Below are 15,059 nucleotides of genomic sequence, written 5' to 3'. Positions count from 1 at the left end.
AACTTTTCGTGGGCAGTCCCCAGATGGCACTTGGCATGAAGGATTCTTGATTCGCTCTCCGGGTGTGAAGAACAGTCGCCCAGGTGAGGGCTGGTACATCAACTCCGAGCAAGAGCCGGCATACGCCCATCTCGTCAAGCCGTTTACGATCGGCATGAACACGACTCTGACGGACGGAAACGGGGCACCTGTTTTTGAGGGGGACATTTTGAAAGACGATCGATGCGGCAAAGATGTGATTTTTGCCGTAAGATACGGCGAATACATCGACTACGGCGTAGGCCATATCGGATTCTACGCAGAATTTTCGGAGAACCGAAAGGAGTTTGTCGAGCATGGTCTTGCAAGCTTGGTTCTGACCGCAAAGGTGGTTGGAAATGTAGTGGACACGCCGGAGCTGATGGGCACGAGCACTGGAAAGGAGCAGCAACATGAAGTGGATTGAGACGATTACCCCGAAACAGGCGGTTGAAGAGCTGGGAGTACCTTATCACGGCTGGATGAGGGAGATGGATCGGGCATGGATCAGCGAAGACCAGAAGTACAGCGTGATGTCTCGTTTGCTCCGCACGGAATGGGGCAAGGTCGAACACGTCACGATTACGGCGGCAGAGGGCGTTGGCCGGAGTGACGGCAGCGGGGATATCCCGTGGGCCGTCAAGATGGAAATTAAAAACGACCTGTTCGGCGAGAAGCGAGTTGCCGTCGAAGTGTTCCCAACGCAGGACCGGCTGGTGGACGTCTGCGACTGCTATCACCTCTGGGTGTTTGAGAAAGGTTTCCAGCTTCCGTTCGGCATCCACCCGCGCGATAAGAAAACGGTGACGGTCAATCACGGCAGTACCAGAGTTCGGGCCATTGACGGCGCAGGACGCGAACACAGCATCAAAGAGCTGCTGGAAGAGAATGGCGCGGCGGACGTTCCTAAACAGGCATATGCACAGGCTATGGCCGGGTATATGATGAAAAATCTTCTGGGAGGGTGATGCAAAATGTGGCTTTGGATTGTGCTGGTGGTTCTGGCGGTGATGGCTGCACTTCTGATTTATGCGGCGTGCTACGTGGATGGTGATATAGACCGCCAGAGCGAAGCGCACCCGCCGAAACCAGAGAAAGGACGAGACGATGGCAAAGTATGAGATGCTTATCGCTGCATCCGGGAAACGTGGCTCTGCACTCCTGCCGTGCGTTGTTGTCGATGAAAAGGGCATTAAGCGTGCTGCTGTACGGGCTAAGGCGATGGCTAGAGCTTGCTACCCGGAGTATGAAAAATTCAATGTGGTGAAGATGAAGGTGATTTCAGATGAACGAAAAGGGATTGATGGAACAGTCGAACGCAGCGATTAAAGCGGCGCTGGAGCTGTACGCGGCTGACCATGGGAAGTTGAACGATGGTGACAGCTTTACGACAAAGCTCAATAACTGCGTGCTCACCATTTCGCTGAAAGATGGGAGCTTGGACGTACAGTTTGACCCGGACGCAGACGTCGCGGTGGACACCCCGTACACACTGGACATGAAGCTCGACATTTATGAGGAGGAAGACAATGGCTGAGTACATCAACCGTGAGGACGTATTGAAATGCCTGGAGTATAACACGATTCAGAAGCCGAGTGCGAATGATGTTGTTTCTGCGACTCTCCGGGTAGCGCGGGAAAAGGTCGAGAAACTTCCTGTTGCACAGGAAGGAGCGCTACTTTCTTTCTGGCGCGACCCCGACAAGGATCCTCCGAAAGTTGAGACGGAAGTGCTGATTCTGTTTGAAACAGCCTGCGGCGGATATGGGATTACGACGGCCCACTACGAAGATGGCACTGTTTTGTCCGAAAAAAGCAAGTTCTACTGGGAAGAGATTTTCGAGTGGGGCACCTATGATGAAGAGCATGACGATTATCTCATCCCCAAAGGCTGGTGGGAATATCGTTATTTCAACCCGGAGGATGTTTACAACAACCGTGTTGATTCTCCTGTGGTTGGGTGGATGCCTTTGCCGCCGAAGGAGGTAGTGAAAAAATGAGAACGCTTAACGCTGACCAGCTGAAAGCTGTGCTGAGCATGGAAAGTTCACTGGGACATATTCACACGCTGGCAGATGTCGAAAACACGATTGATTATCTTGCCAAAGAAGAACCGGAAGCCGTAGCCGGTGTAGAAAAATTCAACATTTTCGATACCATGTGGTCGAGGAAAATTCAGGCGGCGTTTCCGCAGTCGTTCGTGAATATGCAAAACGAACTTGTTTTCAGTCTGAGAACTGATTCCGGCTTCAGCCTGAAAGATGTGACCAACGAAACCCAGCTGAAAGCAAAAATTTTGGAGTGGCTTACGCGGACTGCAATTAAAGCAGTCTCGCCCAAGGAAAGAAAACTCCACTTTGAGGGCATCAACAAGCTGCTGGGTACGAATTTTACGTTGGAGGAAATGACGGACATCTATACATATCTCGGAAATGGAATCAATCACGACCTTTGCGTGAAGTTTGTGGAGAGCGGCTACGATATGACGATGATTCAAAAAGAAGGGTGAGCAAATGGATAAGCAAAAGATTAAGAGTGTTCCGAGGCTGACGACCGATAACCCGGTGAACAATTTTCAGACTGCCCTCAACTTTACTGACGTCAGCGAGGACGGCTGGGTATGGCTGCGGCAACCTGAAATGGCACTGACCGAGTATGCGCGGCAGCTCGTCAAGGGGCATGGCAGCAGCATCGATCTGGGCTGCAACGATATGGAGCTCTCCGAAAGTCTGACCGATCACCTCTTCGACGACCCGAAGCAGAGCATTGACGGACTGATCGCAGAGCACTACACGATTTTGTGGGCCTACGCGACCCTGCGGGAAAAGCTCAAATGGTACGAGGATGCAGGAATCCCGGTCATTCCTAATTACGGTCTGAGTACCATCCGGCGGGCGATCAATCGGTACGGCACCGCCCCTCAGCTCCAGATGGCGATCAAGGAAATGTCAGAGCTCACGAAGGCGATCTGCAATCTCCAGCGGGCCGTAACCTTCAACTACCGCAACGGTGCGAAGATCAAGGTCGCCCACGAGAGCGTCAGGGAAGAAATCGCGGATGTTTACATCATGCTGGCGCAGCTCGTTGAGATCGTCGGCAAGCCTGAAGAGGTACAGCAGATCGTGCTCGAAAAGCTCGAACAGCTCAAAGGCTGTTTAGACGACGGGGAGGTACGCAGTGAGTAAAGAAATCTTACTTATACGCAATGATGATGGCGAATTCGAGCTGTACGATGACACCTACGATGTGGTCATTCATTGCAAAAATCGGCAGGGCATGAAAGAAACCTGCGAGATTCTGCGCAAGGTAGGCACCGACGAGAAAGCACCCAACGCTTTATTGATGGATCCTGTTGATATGGCGATTGCCATAAGGAACCATTGTAAATCACGCACAGGTGGGTGCGAGGGCTGCTGCTTTGACAGGCCGACCAGCGATAACGGGGATGGTGAATGCGTTTTGGGCTGTCCTGAAGACTGGGAAGTGTGAGACCGACTATGGCAAAAATTATCTGGATATGTCCTTCTTGTGGGGCGACCACGGAAGAGGTTTGCGAAACTGACCTTGTCCCGTTCCACAACCACCCCATCACCCTAAATAGGGAGTGCCAAAGGTGCATATACAGGCAGCGCTGGAATGACCTTTCCATGCTGGGGGTTCTTCCTTCTATTGGTAGCGGCGAAGAAGTTCGTAGCGCAGAGTATTATCACGATGTATGGGGGTTTGATTATTATGGTCCAGGGTAAAGCTGTTCTGCTGAGTATCCGGCCGGAATGGTGTGACCTCATCTTGCGAGGTAAGAAAACTATGGAGGTTCGGAAAAATTATCCGAAGCACCTTTATGAAAAAGGAAAACCGTTCAAGGTGTACATCTACTGCACAAAAGCACCGCAACAGCTTATCACTATTTTCAAAGACGGGGAAGAAACGATGGATGGCGAAATCCATCATGGAAAGCCTGTATTCGTAAAGTTCGATAAGTTACTGCCGGACAGCGTTCGCGGAAAAACGCAGATGGTTGTTGGCGAATTTGTCTGCGACAAAATCTATGAAGTTGCCCCGCTGAATCATACACCGGATGATTTTGAGCAGCAGGCGTGCATGGACAGAGACCAGATTTGGGAATATCTGCACGGTCAAGGCTGGGCGTGGCATATTTCAGAATTGAAGATTTATGACCAGCCGAGACCGCTGGAAACATACACGCGGCTGTTACAGACAGGATGTTGTTTTGAACCGCTCAAAGTCAAGAGGGCACCCCAAAGCTGGTGCTATGTGGAGGATGCAGAATGTACGTCATGAACAAAAAATGGGACTCCATCACGAACATTGCCCAGTGCACCAGCGTGTATGTGAGTCCTGAGCACGAAATCAAGGCTGTTCCTACGGGCGGCGGTGCGGTGTATCGGCTGGGACAGTATGAAACCGCAGAAATTGCCCGTGCTGTGCTGAATGACCTGTATATACACATTTCGACTGGCTGTGTCTACCAGATGCCGAATGACCAGCGAGCGCTGGTGCTGGCCCGCGGAATGAGCGACGAACGGCCTGACAAGTTTGCCGGGAATGGTAAGAAGCCGGTGCGCAGGGGAGGATCCTGATGACTAAGAGACATCATTATAACCGAAAAGGCCAACCACAGAAGCGGTGCAATCCCGACACTTGCCCGAACTGTATGTACATTGGAGAGGGCGACAGCTGGTGCGACAAAATTGGTGAAATTGTTCTTTCTGACTGGGAGCCTACGGATTATTACATGGGGTGTTGTAAGGGGGCAAGAGCAAATGAAAGCACACATCGAGCCTAAGAGCAAGGAATGCCCGTTCTGCGGCGCATCTACCTATGAGGTTATGAGTGGTACGGGCGTGAAATGTATTCGGTGCACCAATAAGAGAACTTGCGGTGCCATCGTCAGTTTCAACAACAAAGACTGTGATGAACGCGGAGTTTCCCCGGTTAAGTACTTCAATCGGCGGACGGAAAGGAAAGTGCTCCAATCGGCGTGCGGAAAGGGAGCAAAAAATGAATCTGATTCGTGAAGTTCTTTCAGACCAGACGGTGACGGCGGTGGCATCTATCATCCTGATCGTGGCCGCGCTGCCTATGGCTGGATGGTCTTGGGCCGTAAATCAAATGGCCGGAAAATCGGCCGGAAGAAAAAAGGAGGGTACATGAAAGCGCATCTGTCGTTCCTGTGCAATGGTCAGTGTCGGTGGTGCAAGAACTACTGGGATTGCAGTAAGCACAAGAAAATCCTGGCAAAAATTTTCGGATGCAAAGATTGGAGATGGCAAAACAGATGAAGAACATTCGCCAGCAGCGGGCCGATGAACGGGATAAGACGGCGCAGATCTTCACTTGGTGTATGGTAGTGGCCATGCACCAGGAAGAGGGCATTGGAGCTACGCGCCTAGAGCGGGCCTGTAATGAAATGCACGAGTTTCAGCAGCGGTACAAAACAAAAATCCTGACCGAGAACCGCAAAAGCGCAACGGATGCTATGCGGGAGGACTTGAAGGGCATCTGTGATTTTGAGGTCCGGCTTCCGCAGACCAAGGCCCCGCGCAACCGCAAGGAAGAACAGCTTCGCATGGCCCAGAATGAGGGTGCAGAAATTGCATGGTTGGTTATGGCGGCGACAACGCACCTGACCTTCGGTTTCGGTAAGGAACGGCTTGCCCGCCTGAAGCGGGAAACGCTGGATAATTACCGGCAGTACATCGGATGGGTAGAGCAGGACGGTGAAGCCTACGCAATGGAGCTGCTTCGCCGCTGTTCGGAACAGGCTTTGCAGGAAGAACTCAAAGTCAACGATATGCGGGAAAGCAAGAATCATATCCTGCCCGGTGGCTTCGCAGAGACCCAGAGTGCGGATATGCTGCGGGCGATGGAGGCCGTATCGGCTAAGATGGCGGCAGAGCGGGGCATCAAGCGTGTGCCGCTGGCGGTTTTGAGTCAGAGCGAGGTGACCCGCAGGATGAAATCTATCTGAGTAATAAAAAAGAGGATCGCTTGCGCAATCCCCCGATAGAGCAAGTCTATTATACCTAAATTGATGTATTTTGGCAACGATAGAACAGGAGGGTGCGCAAAATGACTATCCCGGAAGAAATGATGGCCGTTATTCAGGAAACCGCAAGAAAGGCCGCTCGTGAGGGCGCCAAGGAAGTTATCGCAGAACAGACCCGCAAAGCCGCAGGCCGCTGTGACCGCCGACTTCGAAACACGAAGCTGTTGCTGAAAAACTATCGAATGTTCAAGAAGCACTGCACGGGCGCGGTCTATACGGACGAAACGGGTGACCATGACGGCAAGGAAGAAGAAACTGCGCTGGAACTGCTTGATATGATGCTTCAGCGCAATAACGCGATTACGGTCGAATCGATCCGCAACTCCTGCCGCCGTACAAAAATCATGGTTCGTCATATTGATTCAATGCTGGCCCTGTACGAGACGTACTGCGAACAGAGCAAGAATGAGGCCCATAAGCGCGGCTACCGCATCATCAAAGCAATGTACATTGACGACGAGGCCAAGTCCATTGAGCAGCTTGCGGCGCTGGAGGGCGTGAGCACCCGTCAGGCATACCGAGACCACGATGCGGCCGTTGAAAAAATCTCGGCGCTCATGTTCGGCATTGATGCCTTGGACATGGAGTAGGCCGATGTCAAAATCATGTCATTTACACGGCATGAAAAATGTGGTAGAATAATACCGTAAAATTCTAATCATAGCGCATTGCCCGCCCGGTTTCGCCACCGAGCGGGTATTTTTATGCCCGGAAAGGAGGCAGAAAACCGCCGCTCCCCAATTTGACCCGCAACGCCAGCGGGATAGCAAAGAAGGGAGAAAAAATGAATCAGCAAGTAGTGTATCAGGATATTTCGCAGATCCATCCCTATGAGAACAATCCCCGGAACAACGAAGCGGCCATTGAGCCTGTTGCGCAGAGCATCAAGCGGTTTGGCTTCCGTGTCCCCATCCTCATTGACGGAAAAGGAACCATCATCGCAGGACACACCCGCTATGAGGCCGCAAAACGGCTTGGCATGGACGAAGTGCCGTGTATTCGGGTCGATGACCTGACGGATGAGCAAATCCGCGCATACCGCATTGCAGACAACAAGGTGGCCGAGGCTTCTTCGTGGAATGATGATGTTCTCCGCGCCGAAATGGACGCGCTGAAAGCTCTGGATGTCGATTTGACGGACACGGGTTTCAGCGAAGTGGAACTTGATGGGCTTCTTCGGGAAGTGGAGGATGCCGACTTCGAGGAATTCTTTACGGAACCTGTCCAACAGCCGCTCAAAGCGGCCAATGCAGGGCAGAGCACCGAGACCCAGCAATCTACCCAACCGGAATCTTCTCAGCCCGCTGTGCCGCAGCAGAGCGGCTCTAAGCTCATCCAATGCCCGCACTGCGGAGAATGGTTTGAGACATGAGGTTGTGTCTGGCGGGTACATTCCCAGCCGAGAAGATTGTAAAAGAGTACCGCCCGGAATACGTTCTGGAGAGTTTCTTTTACATTCGGCCCTGGCAAATCGAAGAGATTCCAAAATGGAAAATGTTCCTGCTCGACAGCGGGGCGTTTACTTTTATGCACGGCATAGAAGCCTCTTCAAAGCCAGTAGATTGGGATGGCTACCTGAGTCGATACATCGACTTTATCAACCGCAACGACGTGCAGCATTTCTTCGAGCTGGATGTGGATTCCATCGTAGGCTATGACGCTGTAAAACGCATGAGAGCGCGTCTTGAAGCAGAGACAGGAAAGCAAAGCATTCCGGTCTGGCACCGCTCCCGTGGTCTGGACGAGTTCAAGCGCCTGTGTAGGGATTATCCCTATATCGGCATCGGCGGCTTCGCAATCAAGCACATACAGCCCAGCGAGTACGGCTATATCCGTCGTTTGGTGCAGTATGCAAATTCTTGCGGGGTGCGGGTGCATGGTCTGGGGTACACCAAAAAGGATGCAGTGAGTTTCGGCTTTTACAGCGTGGACAGCACGACATGGACCACACAGGTCAATTTCGGAGGGCTGTCATACTTCAATGGCACAGAGATGGTCGTGGTCAGACCGCCCAAGGGGATGATCGGCGCAGACTATCGCCGCCGCCGGGAGTACTCGTTGAGAGAGTGGATAAAGTACCAGAAATACCTTGATACGAAAGGAAAATGGCGTGGATAAAGAAATCGTCTACCGCGTCGAGGATGGCATGGACAGGGAAAAGATTCTCTGCACCACCTACCAGATGCGGAATTTTTATATGCAGTTCAGAGACGGATTTTTCACAAATCTGGACGTTATGAACTATATCCAGCACCTCGCCGCCGCCCATATGGCGAAAAAGGGGATGAACGTGCTGGATGTGTGCTGTGGGCGCTCTCTGATGCTCCCGCTGCTGCGCTACTACGCAAAGGACATTGCATCCTACACTGGAGTGGACATCAGCAAGGCGAACATCAAGGAAGCGATGCGCGGCGCAACTGCAAAGAACCTCGAACCCAAGGATTTGGCCTCCTACTACCCGTTCCGGGTGGGCTGGAAGCTGGGCAACGTCGCAGAGATGTCTAAGGTCATCCCGGCGGGCTTTGCCGACTTCGTGATTTACACCTCCGCCATCGAGCATATGCACCCTACGGACGGCGCAAAAAGCCTTGTAGAATGCTACAAGGTGATGAAGCCGGGTGCAAAGATGTTTCTCTCCTGTCCGAACACCCCAGGCAATGGGTATCAGACCCAGTACCGCGCTCATGTCTATGAGTGGGGCTACGATGAACTGAAAGCCAAGCTGACCGAAATCGGATTCAGTATTGTGCAGGAGGTCGGTTTGGTCACCAGCGTCCGCGAAATGGACGAGTTCTATTCCAAACAGCCGTCGGCGCTCAAGGATTTCTATGAACGCATGAAGTCCTATGTCCCGTCTGCATTTCTCACAGCGTTTATGGCTATCCCATTCCCGCGTGAGGCGAAAGAGCTGTTGTTCATCGTCCAGAAGCCGAAAGGAGAGGAAAATGCCTAAGTTCAAGAATGAGTATGGGGTGTCGAAAATCAAGTACACCCAGAAGTGCAGATGCTTTTGCCCTATCGGAAAGGCAGACTACACGAACAACTTCACCGTGACTATCACTCCGAAGAAGTGGATCCCGGACTACTGCGAAATCGACAAGTTCATTCGTGAGCAGCTGGATGGCAAGAGCCTTGTCATTGAGGACGCCGCCTGCAAGTTGAAGCAGTGGCTCACGGGGGAGATTCATCCCTACTGGGTCGAGGTCGAGTCGGATGTGACCGACGGTGTGCACGGCCATGTAACGGTAACGGTATAAGGGAGGGGCGCAAGATGAAAAATACTCGTGCTCTTTGCCAGACCGCCGTTGTCGCGGCACTGTATGTGGCATTGACCACCTTGAACCCCCTGTCGTGGGGCGCAATCCAATTCCGGGTTGCAAATATGCTCTGTGCGCTCCCGTTCAAAGACAAGAGATATGCCCCGGCGGTTCTGCTGGGAATCGCAATCGCAAACGCAACCAGCCCGTTTGGACCTGTCGATGTGGCTTTTGGCCTGATGGCCGAGGGAGCAGCGTATCTCCTTGTTGTTTGGGGGCCGTGGAAAAAGCTGGGGATTTTGTGGAAAGCTGTTATCCTCTCTTTGTCCGTGGCTCTGTTCATCGGGGTGGAGCTGTACGCAATGGTGGGAGCGCCGTTCCTGCTGACGGCCGCAGGGCTGTTCGTTGGCACTTTCTTGGCCGTGGAACTCGGCAACATGGTGATTTCTAAAACCGCTCTTGCAAGAATCGTGTAAGAGGGGGCGCGGCGCTGGCTCTGCAAAGAGCTGGCGCTTTTTCTTTGGAACAACACAACGGCCCGGCCCGACACCGGGACAGAAAATGAAGAAGGATAGTGGTGGCGATGTAGATGGAAACGCGAGACAAGGCGTTCACCCTTTATAAGAAAGGGATGGGATGCACCGAAATCTCAAAGAAGCTGGGTGTATCGCTGAACACGGTCAAGTCTTGGAAAAAGCGGTATTGGGATGCACAAAAGGGTGCACCCAAGAAGCGCACCTCGTCGCACCCAAAGGGTGCATCTTCAAAATGCGCCCAGCAAGACCCGGCGGCTCAGCCTGAGAAGAGGCCGAATCGCGGCGGCGCGCCGAAAGGGAACGTCAACGCTGTTGGCAATCATGGCGGGGCACCGCCGGGAAATCAGAATGCGCTAAAGCATGGCGGCTGGTCAGCTGTGATGTTTGGTGCATTTTCCGAAGAAAACCAGAAAGCTATACAGGACTGCACGAAAGACGTGGACGCGGAGGATCTGTTGATACAGGAGCTTCAACTGCTGACTGCCCGCGAAGCGTTCCTGCTCCAGCGCATCACGGCAGCTCAGGAAAAGAAGCAGCACGTCCAGTCGGTGCATACATCAAAATCCAGCAGGTCTTTTACCCGGCTGGATGAGGATAAGGAAAAAGAGGCCCATGACAAGGAAGTTTACATTGAGCGGATAGATGCAAAGGTGCAAAAGGAAGAACGTCTCCCTGGCACCAGCGTTGAGACATCAACCACCACCGAATCGAGCTACCTTATCGTGGAGCGCTTAGAGCGGCTATTGACCGATGTACAGCGCCAGAAGTCGAAGGTGATACAACAGCTTGCCGACCTGCGCAGACTGAGCAACAGCGGCAAGAATGAGCTGGTAGACGACTGGGTGGCGGCAGTCGAGGCGGCGGATGCAGAAGTGGAGGGTGAGGACGATGGCGCTGAGACAACGTGAAGTCTTCGCCAAACGGCTCCCGCTGTACCGCAAAGACCCCTGCTTGTTCTTCAAAGAGGTTACACGCTTCAAGCCGGATAAATGGCAAAAAGAAGCGGCTACGGCCATTGCACAGCACCGCAAAGTTTCCATCCGCTCAGGACAGGGCGTTGGAAAAACAGCTTTTGAAGCAAACTTGGTGCTCTGGTTCTTGGCTTGCTTCCCGTATCCTCGCGTCGTGTGCACGGCACCGACCCGCCAGCAGTTGAACGATGTGCTCTGGGCTGAGATTGCCAAGTGGCAGGAGCGCAGTCCTGTCTTGCAGGCCATGCTTGTATGGACAAAGACCCGCGTCTACATGAAAGGACATGAGAAACGCTGGTTCGCCGTGGCCCGTACAGCCACTAAGCCAGAGAATATGCAGGGCTTCCACGAAGACAATATGCTTTTCGTGGTGGACGAGGCATCTGGCGTTGCTGACCCCATCATGGAGGCCATACAGGGCACATTGTCCGGCGATAACAACCGCTTACTGATGTGCGGAAACCCAACGCAGAACACTGGCACATTCCACGATTCGCACACCGTGGATGCCCAGTCCTACTACTGCATGAAGGTGTCCAGCAGGGACAGCCCCCGCACGAATAAGCAAAATATCGCTGACTTGGAGCGAAAGTTCGGCAAGAACAGCAATGTGGTCCGCGTCCGTGTTGACGGCGAGTTCCCGGAAAATGAGGACGACGTCTTTATTCCGATGGCGCTTGCCACAAAAGCGGTCAATACTGAACCGCTTGAGCACAGCATTCCGGCCAGAATTTCTATTGGGTGCGATGTGGCCCGCTTCGGCAACGACGACACCGCCATTGCGAAGAACATTGACGGGGACATTCAAAAGCTGGTCACGCGCCACGGTCAAGACCTGTACGCAACAGCCGATGACATTATCGAAATGTACAAGGCCCTGCGCACAGCGCATCCGCAATATCGCGGTCTGATCTATGCGATTATTGACGATACGGGTGTGGGCGGCGGAGTGACGGATATTCTCAACAGGGAGAAGATTCGGCAGAAGCTGAACAAACTCATGGTTGTTCCTGTCAATTTCTCGTCTGCTGTTCCTGACAAGGAAGCCGCCGGGAGATATGCCGATATTTCAACATGGATGTGGGCTGTCCTGCGCGACATGGCGGCGTCTGGTCTCCTGCATTTGCCGGATGACGCGACCTTGATAGGTCAGCTCACGACCCGCAAGTACATCTTCAGCGGCGCGCCCTCCAAGCTGAAACTTGAAAGCAAGGAGTCGCTAAAGAAGCGCGGCCTGACCAGCCCGGACCGGGCTGATGCAGTTGCGCTGGCATTATACGAGGGCGGAATTTTTGATGTCCGCAGTCTGATTTAACATAACCGGAAAGGAGAAAGCGTGAAAAAAGTTATTCCCGGAAAAATCAAAACACAGCTGCGCCTTGACGGTTACTACAATGTGCTGAACAAGTACGGCACCCAGCACGACAGCACGGAGTACTACCAGTGGGCGTCTGGCTCTGCGGTAAGCGATACGGAGCTGGCCGATCTCTATGCAGGAAACGGGTTGTTCTCAACCATTATTGATGCCCCGGCGGACGACGCAACCAAGAACGGCATCGACCTCGGCATCAAGGACAAAGACTTGCAGAAGCAGATCGACAACCACTTGCAGACCATCCGATACCAGAGCAAATTTGCCAAGGCTTTGCGCTGGGCGCGGCTCTTTGGTGGCGCTGCTGTGGTGATGCTGGTTGACGACGGGCGGCTCCTGCAGAATCCTTTGAACTGGCGTGACGTGCACGGCGTCGAAGAGTTGTTGGTATATGGCCGCAACGAAATGTATCCTCTTTGGGTCAATGGATATGAGAACAACCCGGACGATGAGGATTACCGCCGGGGCGGCACTGGCATCCCGGAGTACTACCAAGTCAACAGCGTGTACGGCAACTATGTTGTGCATTCGTCCAGATGCCTTGTTTTCCATAACTCGGACATCCCGGAAAGCTCCACTATGGCTAATCTCTACCGCACATGGGGCATCCCGGAGTATCTGCGCATTCGTGAAGAGCTGAGAAATGCCAGCATAGGCCCCGGCTATTCTATCCGCCTGTTGGAACGGCTGTCGATGGTGACCTACAAGATGAAGAATCTTGCTGGTGTGCTTTCCACGGCAGACGGCGAGGATACGGTTCTTCAGCGTATGGAAATGCTTGACCTTGCCCGTAATCTGCTGAACATGGTCATTATTGATGCCGACGGCGAGGATGTGGGCGTTCAATCCCTGTCTGTTGCTGGCGTTAAGGACATTCTGGACAATGCCTGTGCGATGTTGTCTGCTGTATCTCATATCCCACAGACGCGGCTTTTTGGGCGTTCCCCGGCGGGCGAGAATGCCACCGGAGAGAGTGACCTTGAAAATTACAAGGAATTCGTCGGAGGCCTCCAAAACGGCGACCTCCGCGATAACACCCGTACCCTCGTCGAGCTGATTCTTCGTGGTATGGTTTGGAACAGGGAAGTCAAGGAAATCCCTGAATACACCGTGACCTACAAGAGCGCGTGGAGCCCGTCTGACGATGAAAAGGCAGCACAAGACCAAGCTGCTGCTGCGGCACAGCTCACCAGAGCACAGACCGCTGGCACATACGTCACAAATGGAATTGTCGAAGCTGAAGAAGTTCGCCGCGCGATGGTTCGCGACGAACAGTTTGACCCAGAGAACATTCTCACGGAAGCGGACATTCACCAAGACTGGGGACTTGGCGGAGCCGATACCCAGCAGGAAGCCGCTGATAGCCAGCAACAGAATGCCGCGGATGCCAGCGGTTTTGTTACCGATGAAGGAGACTGCGGCTATGTGGCGGGTTTTGTCGTGCAGGACGGCAAGATCCTCTGCGGGCGCCGCTCTGATGGCCAAGGCTGGTGTGGCCCCGGCGGGCATATCGAGCCGAAAGAAACGCCGGGGGTGGCCTTCCGCCGGGAAGCCAAAGAAGAGTTTGGAATTGACGTTGGAAATATTACCTATCTTGGTAACTGTAAAGGAAAACCAGAAGAAATCCTCCCTGTGCAGATATACCGCGTCAACGACTATGCGGGAATCCCGGTGTGCGATCAGGAAGAGATGTTCACCGCCACATGGTTCACCCCAGAACAGATTCTTGCCCAAGAGGTCCCCGGCGGGCTGGTGTTCGACCCATTCCGCAGGAGCGTGGAAGAATATCTTGAACAACTGGGCCTGACGCTGGACGACTTCGATCCAAGCAAGCACAAGCGCGATGAGGATGGGAAGTTCTCCAGCATGGGGAACACAACGTCAAAAGATGAATTGGGCAAGGAAAAATCGTCAAAAGACTTGAATGATTCCCAAAGTCATGCTAAAATAAATTCTAACGCAGTTTCGGCAAAAGGCGCAAACGCTTTCAAAGTGAAAGGGTTTCCAAACAAGCAGAAGCTGAATAACCACTGGCAAAACGGAAGAACCCACGCCGCCGAGTACGCTCCCGATGGCATTACGACAAAGGAGCAATACGAAAAGCGGGCGGTTCAACTTCTGGAAAGCCCCTGTGGGAACGGCATCAAGGGCTATAAGACAAAAGATGGCCTTATATGCCGATACGATTCAAAGAAAAATGACTTTGCGAAAGGCTCCCCGGAGAAAGGCGTAAGAACGATGTTCAAGCCCGATGATGGGGAAGAGTATTATAGACGCCGACTTGAGGCTGAGGGAATAGAAAACGATGAATGACGAAACCATTTGCCCGCTGTGTGGGCAGCATCACTTTGAAGAGAACGATGATTTTGAGGAATGCCCCGTGTGCGGTTGGGTAAATGACGGCGTACAGCGCGCAGATCCCGATTATCGCGGCGGGTATAACCGCATCAGCCTGAACGAAGCAAAAAAGAAATTTGCCGCAGGCAAAAAGGTGTTTGATTAACAATAACGGCGTTGAGAGCCTTTGCAGGTGACGCGAGAGCGTCCTTTGCGGAGGCTCTTTTTGTTTGCAGTCATAGCTCAGTTGGTAGAGCGCCTGCCCTCCAAGCAGGATGCCGCGGGTTCGAGCCCCGTTGACTGCTCCATATCGAGGGTTGGCCAAGTTGGATAAGGCATGGGCCTTTGACTCCCAGACCACCGGTTCGAGTCCGGTACCCTCGACTTATGCTGGTGTAGCTCAGTTGGACAGAGCAGTTGATTTGTAATCTTCAGGTCGTGGGTTCAAATCCCATCCCCAGCTCCACCCGCCGTACACCGTAATCGGCACCTCGATGG

23 protein-coding genes and 3 tRNA genes are annotated in these 15,059 nt (G+C 53.0%); all 26 read left to right on the top strand.

All coding sequences use genetic code 11. The features are described 5' to 3' along the window. The first annotated feature begins 64 nt into the window (after positions 1-64). The 26 genes from MTP42_RS09635 to MTP42_RS09510 all read left to right on the top strand — a co-directional run bounded on the left by MTP42_RS09635 (position 65) and on the right by MTP42_RS09510 (position 15,027). Positions 65-445: a YopX family protein gene (locus MTP42_RS09635; protein ID WP_249257204.1), complete on the top strand. Its 381-nt coding sequence runs from the start codon at positions 65-67 to the stop codon at positions 443-445. Continuing rightward, complete coding sequence (locus MTP42_RS09630; RefSeq protein WP_158401692.1) at positions 432-986, top strand: DUF7694 domain-containing protein; 555 nt, start codon at positions 432-434, stop codon at positions 984-986. Before MTP42_RS09635 ends, MTP42_RS09630 begins: the two co-directional genes overlap by 14 nt. Positions 987-992: 6 nt before the next feature. Further along, complete coding sequence (locus MTP42_RS09625; protein WP_187156371.1) at positions 993-1,139, top strand: hypothetical protein; 147 nt, start codon at positions 993-995, stop codon at positions 1,137-1,139. After that, positions 1,126-1,347 (top strand): hypothetical protein, encoded by a 222-nt coding sequence (locus MTP42_RS09620; RefSeq protein ID WP_022257358.1) that lies wholly within the window; start codon positions 1,126-1,128, stop codon positions 1,345-1,347. Before MTP42_RS09625 ends, MTP42_RS09620 begins: the two co-directional genes overlap by 14 nt. Then, a complete protein-coding gene (locus MTP42_RS09615; RefSeq protein WP_158401693.1) occupies positions 1,322-1,555 on the top strand; it encodes a hypothetical protein in 234 nt (77 codons plus the stop codon). Before MTP42_RS09620 ends, MTP42_RS09615 begins: the two co-directional genes overlap by 26 nt. After that, positions 1,548-2,018 (top strand): hypothetical protein, encoded by a 471-nt coding sequence (locus tag MTP42_RS09610; RefSeq protein WP_022257356.1) that lies wholly within the window; start codon positions 1,548-1,550, stop codon positions 2,016-2,018. Before MTP42_RS09615 ends, MTP42_RS09610 begins: the two co-directional genes overlap by 8 nt. Further along, positions 2,015-2,527 carry a hypothetical protein gene (locus MTP42_RS09605; RefSeq protein WP_022257355.1) on the top strand — a complete coding sequence of 171 codons (513 nt, stop codon included), beginning with the start codon at positions 2,015-2,017 and terminating at the stop codon, positions 2,525-2,527. Before MTP42_RS09610 ends, MTP42_RS09605 begins: the two co-directional genes overlap by 4 nt. 4 nt (positions 2,528-2,531) lie before the next feature. Continuing rightward, positions 2,532-3,203: a hypothetical protein gene (locus MTP42_RS09600; RefSeq protein ID WP_022257354.1), complete on the top strand. Its 672-nt coding sequence runs from the start codon at positions 2,532-2,534 to the stop codon at positions 3,201-3,203. Then, positions 3,196-3,507, top strand: coding sequence for a hypothetical protein (locus tag MTP42_RS09595; protein ID WP_022257353.1), 312 nt, complete (start codon positions 3,196-3,198; stop codon positions 3,505-3,507). The genes MTP42_RS09600 and MTP42_RS09595 overlap by 8 nt, the downstream gene beginning before the upstream one ends. A 243-nt stretch (positions 3,508-3,750) precedes the next feature. Beyond that, positions 3,751-4,320, top strand: a complete 570-nt coding sequence (locus MTP42_RS09590; protein WP_187156372.1) for an ASCH domain-containing protein — start codon at positions 3,751-3,753, stop codon at positions 4,318-4,320. After that, positions 4,308-4,619, top strand: a complete 312-nt coding sequence (locus MTP42_RS09585) for a hypothetical protein (protein WP_022257351.1) — start codon at positions 4,308-4,310, stop codon at positions 4,617-4,619. The genes MTP42_RS09590 and MTP42_RS09585 overlap by 13 nt, the downstream gene beginning before the upstream one ends. Positions 4,620-5,040: 421 nt before the next feature. Next, positions 5,041-5,193, top strand: a complete 153-nt coding sequence (locus MTP42_RS09580; protein WP_155515288.1) for a hypothetical protein — start codon at positions 5,041-5,043, stop codon at positions 5,191-5,193. A 124-nt stretch (positions 5,194-5,317) separates the two neighbouring features. Continuing rightward, on the top strand, positions 5,318-6,010 hold the full coding sequence (locus MTP42_RS09575) for a hypothetical protein (RefSeq protein ID WP_022257348.1): 693 nt from the start codon (positions 5,318-5,320) through the stop codon (positions 6,008-6,010). A 101-nt stretch (positions 6,011-6,111) separates the two neighbouring features. Beyond that, positions 6,112-6,678, top strand: coding sequence for a hypothetical protein (locus MTP42_RS09570; protein WP_022257347.1), 567 nt, complete (start codon positions 6,112-6,114; stop codon positions 6,676-6,678). Positions 6,679-6,872: 194 nt separating this feature from the next. Further along, positions 6,873-7,460, top strand: a complete 588-nt coding sequence (locus tag MTP42_RS09565; protein ID WP_022257346.1) for a ParB N-terminal domain-containing protein — start codon at positions 6,873-6,875, stop codon at positions 7,458-7,460. Beyond that, complete coding sequence (locus MTP42_RS09560; protein WP_022257345.1) at positions 7,457-8,206, top strand: hypothetical protein; 750 nt, start codon at positions 7,457-7,459, stop codon at positions 8,204-8,206. Before MTP42_RS09565 ends, MTP42_RS09560 begins: the two co-directional genes overlap by 4 nt. Beyond that, positions 8,199-9,041 (top strand): class I SAM-dependent methyltransferase, encoded by an 843-nt coding sequence (locus tag MTP42_RS09555; RefSeq protein WP_158401576.1) that lies wholly within the window; start codon positions 8,199-8,201, stop codon positions 9,039-9,041. The genes MTP42_RS09560 and MTP42_RS09555 overlap by 8 nt, the downstream gene beginning before the upstream one ends. After that, positions 9,034-9,345 (top strand): hypothetical protein, encoded by a 312-nt coding sequence (locus MTP42_RS09550; RefSeq protein WP_022257343.1) that lies wholly within the window; start codon positions 9,034-9,036, stop codon positions 9,343-9,345. The genes MTP42_RS09555 and MTP42_RS09550 overlap by 8 nt, the downstream gene beginning before the upstream one ends. A gap of 14 nt (positions 9,346-9,359) precedes the next feature. Next, positions 9,360-9,821 carry a QueT transporter family protein gene (locus MTP42_RS09545; RefSeq protein WP_158401577.1) on the top strand — a complete coding sequence of 154 codons (462 nt, stop codon included), beginning with the start codon at positions 9,360-9,362 and terminating at the stop codon, positions 9,819-9,821. Between the two features lie 113 nt (positions 9,822-9,934). After that, positions 9,935-10,789, top strand: a complete 855-nt coding sequence (locus MTP42_RS09540) for a helix-turn-helix domain-containing protein (protein ID WP_158401578.1) — start codon at positions 9,935-9,937, stop codon at positions 10,787-10,789. Beyond that, a complete protein-coding gene (locus MTP42_RS09535) occupies positions 10,770-12,167 on the top strand; it encodes a DEAD/DEAH box helicase family protein (RefSeq protein WP_242981552.1) in 1,398 nt (465 codons plus the stop codon). Before MTP42_RS09540 ends, MTP42_RS09535 begins: the two co-directional genes overlap by 20 nt. A gap of 21 nt (positions 12,168-12,188) precedes the next feature. After that, a complete protein-coding gene (locus tag MTP42_RS09530; protein WP_158401580.1) occupies positions 12,189-14,537 on the top strand; it encodes a phage portal protein in 2,349 nt (782 codons plus the stop codon). Continuing rightward, positions 14,530-14,727 carry a CPCC family cysteine-rich protein gene (locus MTP42_RS09525; RefSeq protein ID WP_055188351.1) on the top strand — a complete coding sequence of 66 codons (198 nt, stop codon included), beginning with the start codon at positions 14,530-14,532 and terminating at the stop codon, positions 14,725-14,727. The genes MTP42_RS09530 and MTP42_RS09525 overlap by 8 nt, the downstream gene beginning before the upstream one ends. 66 nt (positions 14,728-14,793) lie before the next feature. Continuing rightward, positions 14,794-14,869, top strand: a tRNA-Gly gene (locus MTP42_RS09520). Positions 14,870-14,872: 3 nt separating this feature from the next. Next, positions 14,873-14,945: transfer RNA gene (locus MTP42_RS09515), tRNA-Gln, on the top strand. Between the two features lie 5 nt (positions 14,946-14,950). Further along, positions 14,951-15,027 (top strand) — tRNA-Thr (locus tag MTP42_RS09510). The last annotated feature ends 32 nt before the right edge of the window (positions 15,028-15,059 follow it).

It is taken from the genome of Faecalibacterium sp. I2-3-92 (assembly GCF_023347315.1).
GTDB lineage: Bacteria > Bacillota > Clostridia > Oscillospirales > Ruminococcaceae > Faecalibacterium > Faecalibacterium duncaniae.
The sequence above is the reverse complement of the archived record's forward strand: the minus strand, read 5'-3'. Positions and strand labels throughout refer to the sequence as shown.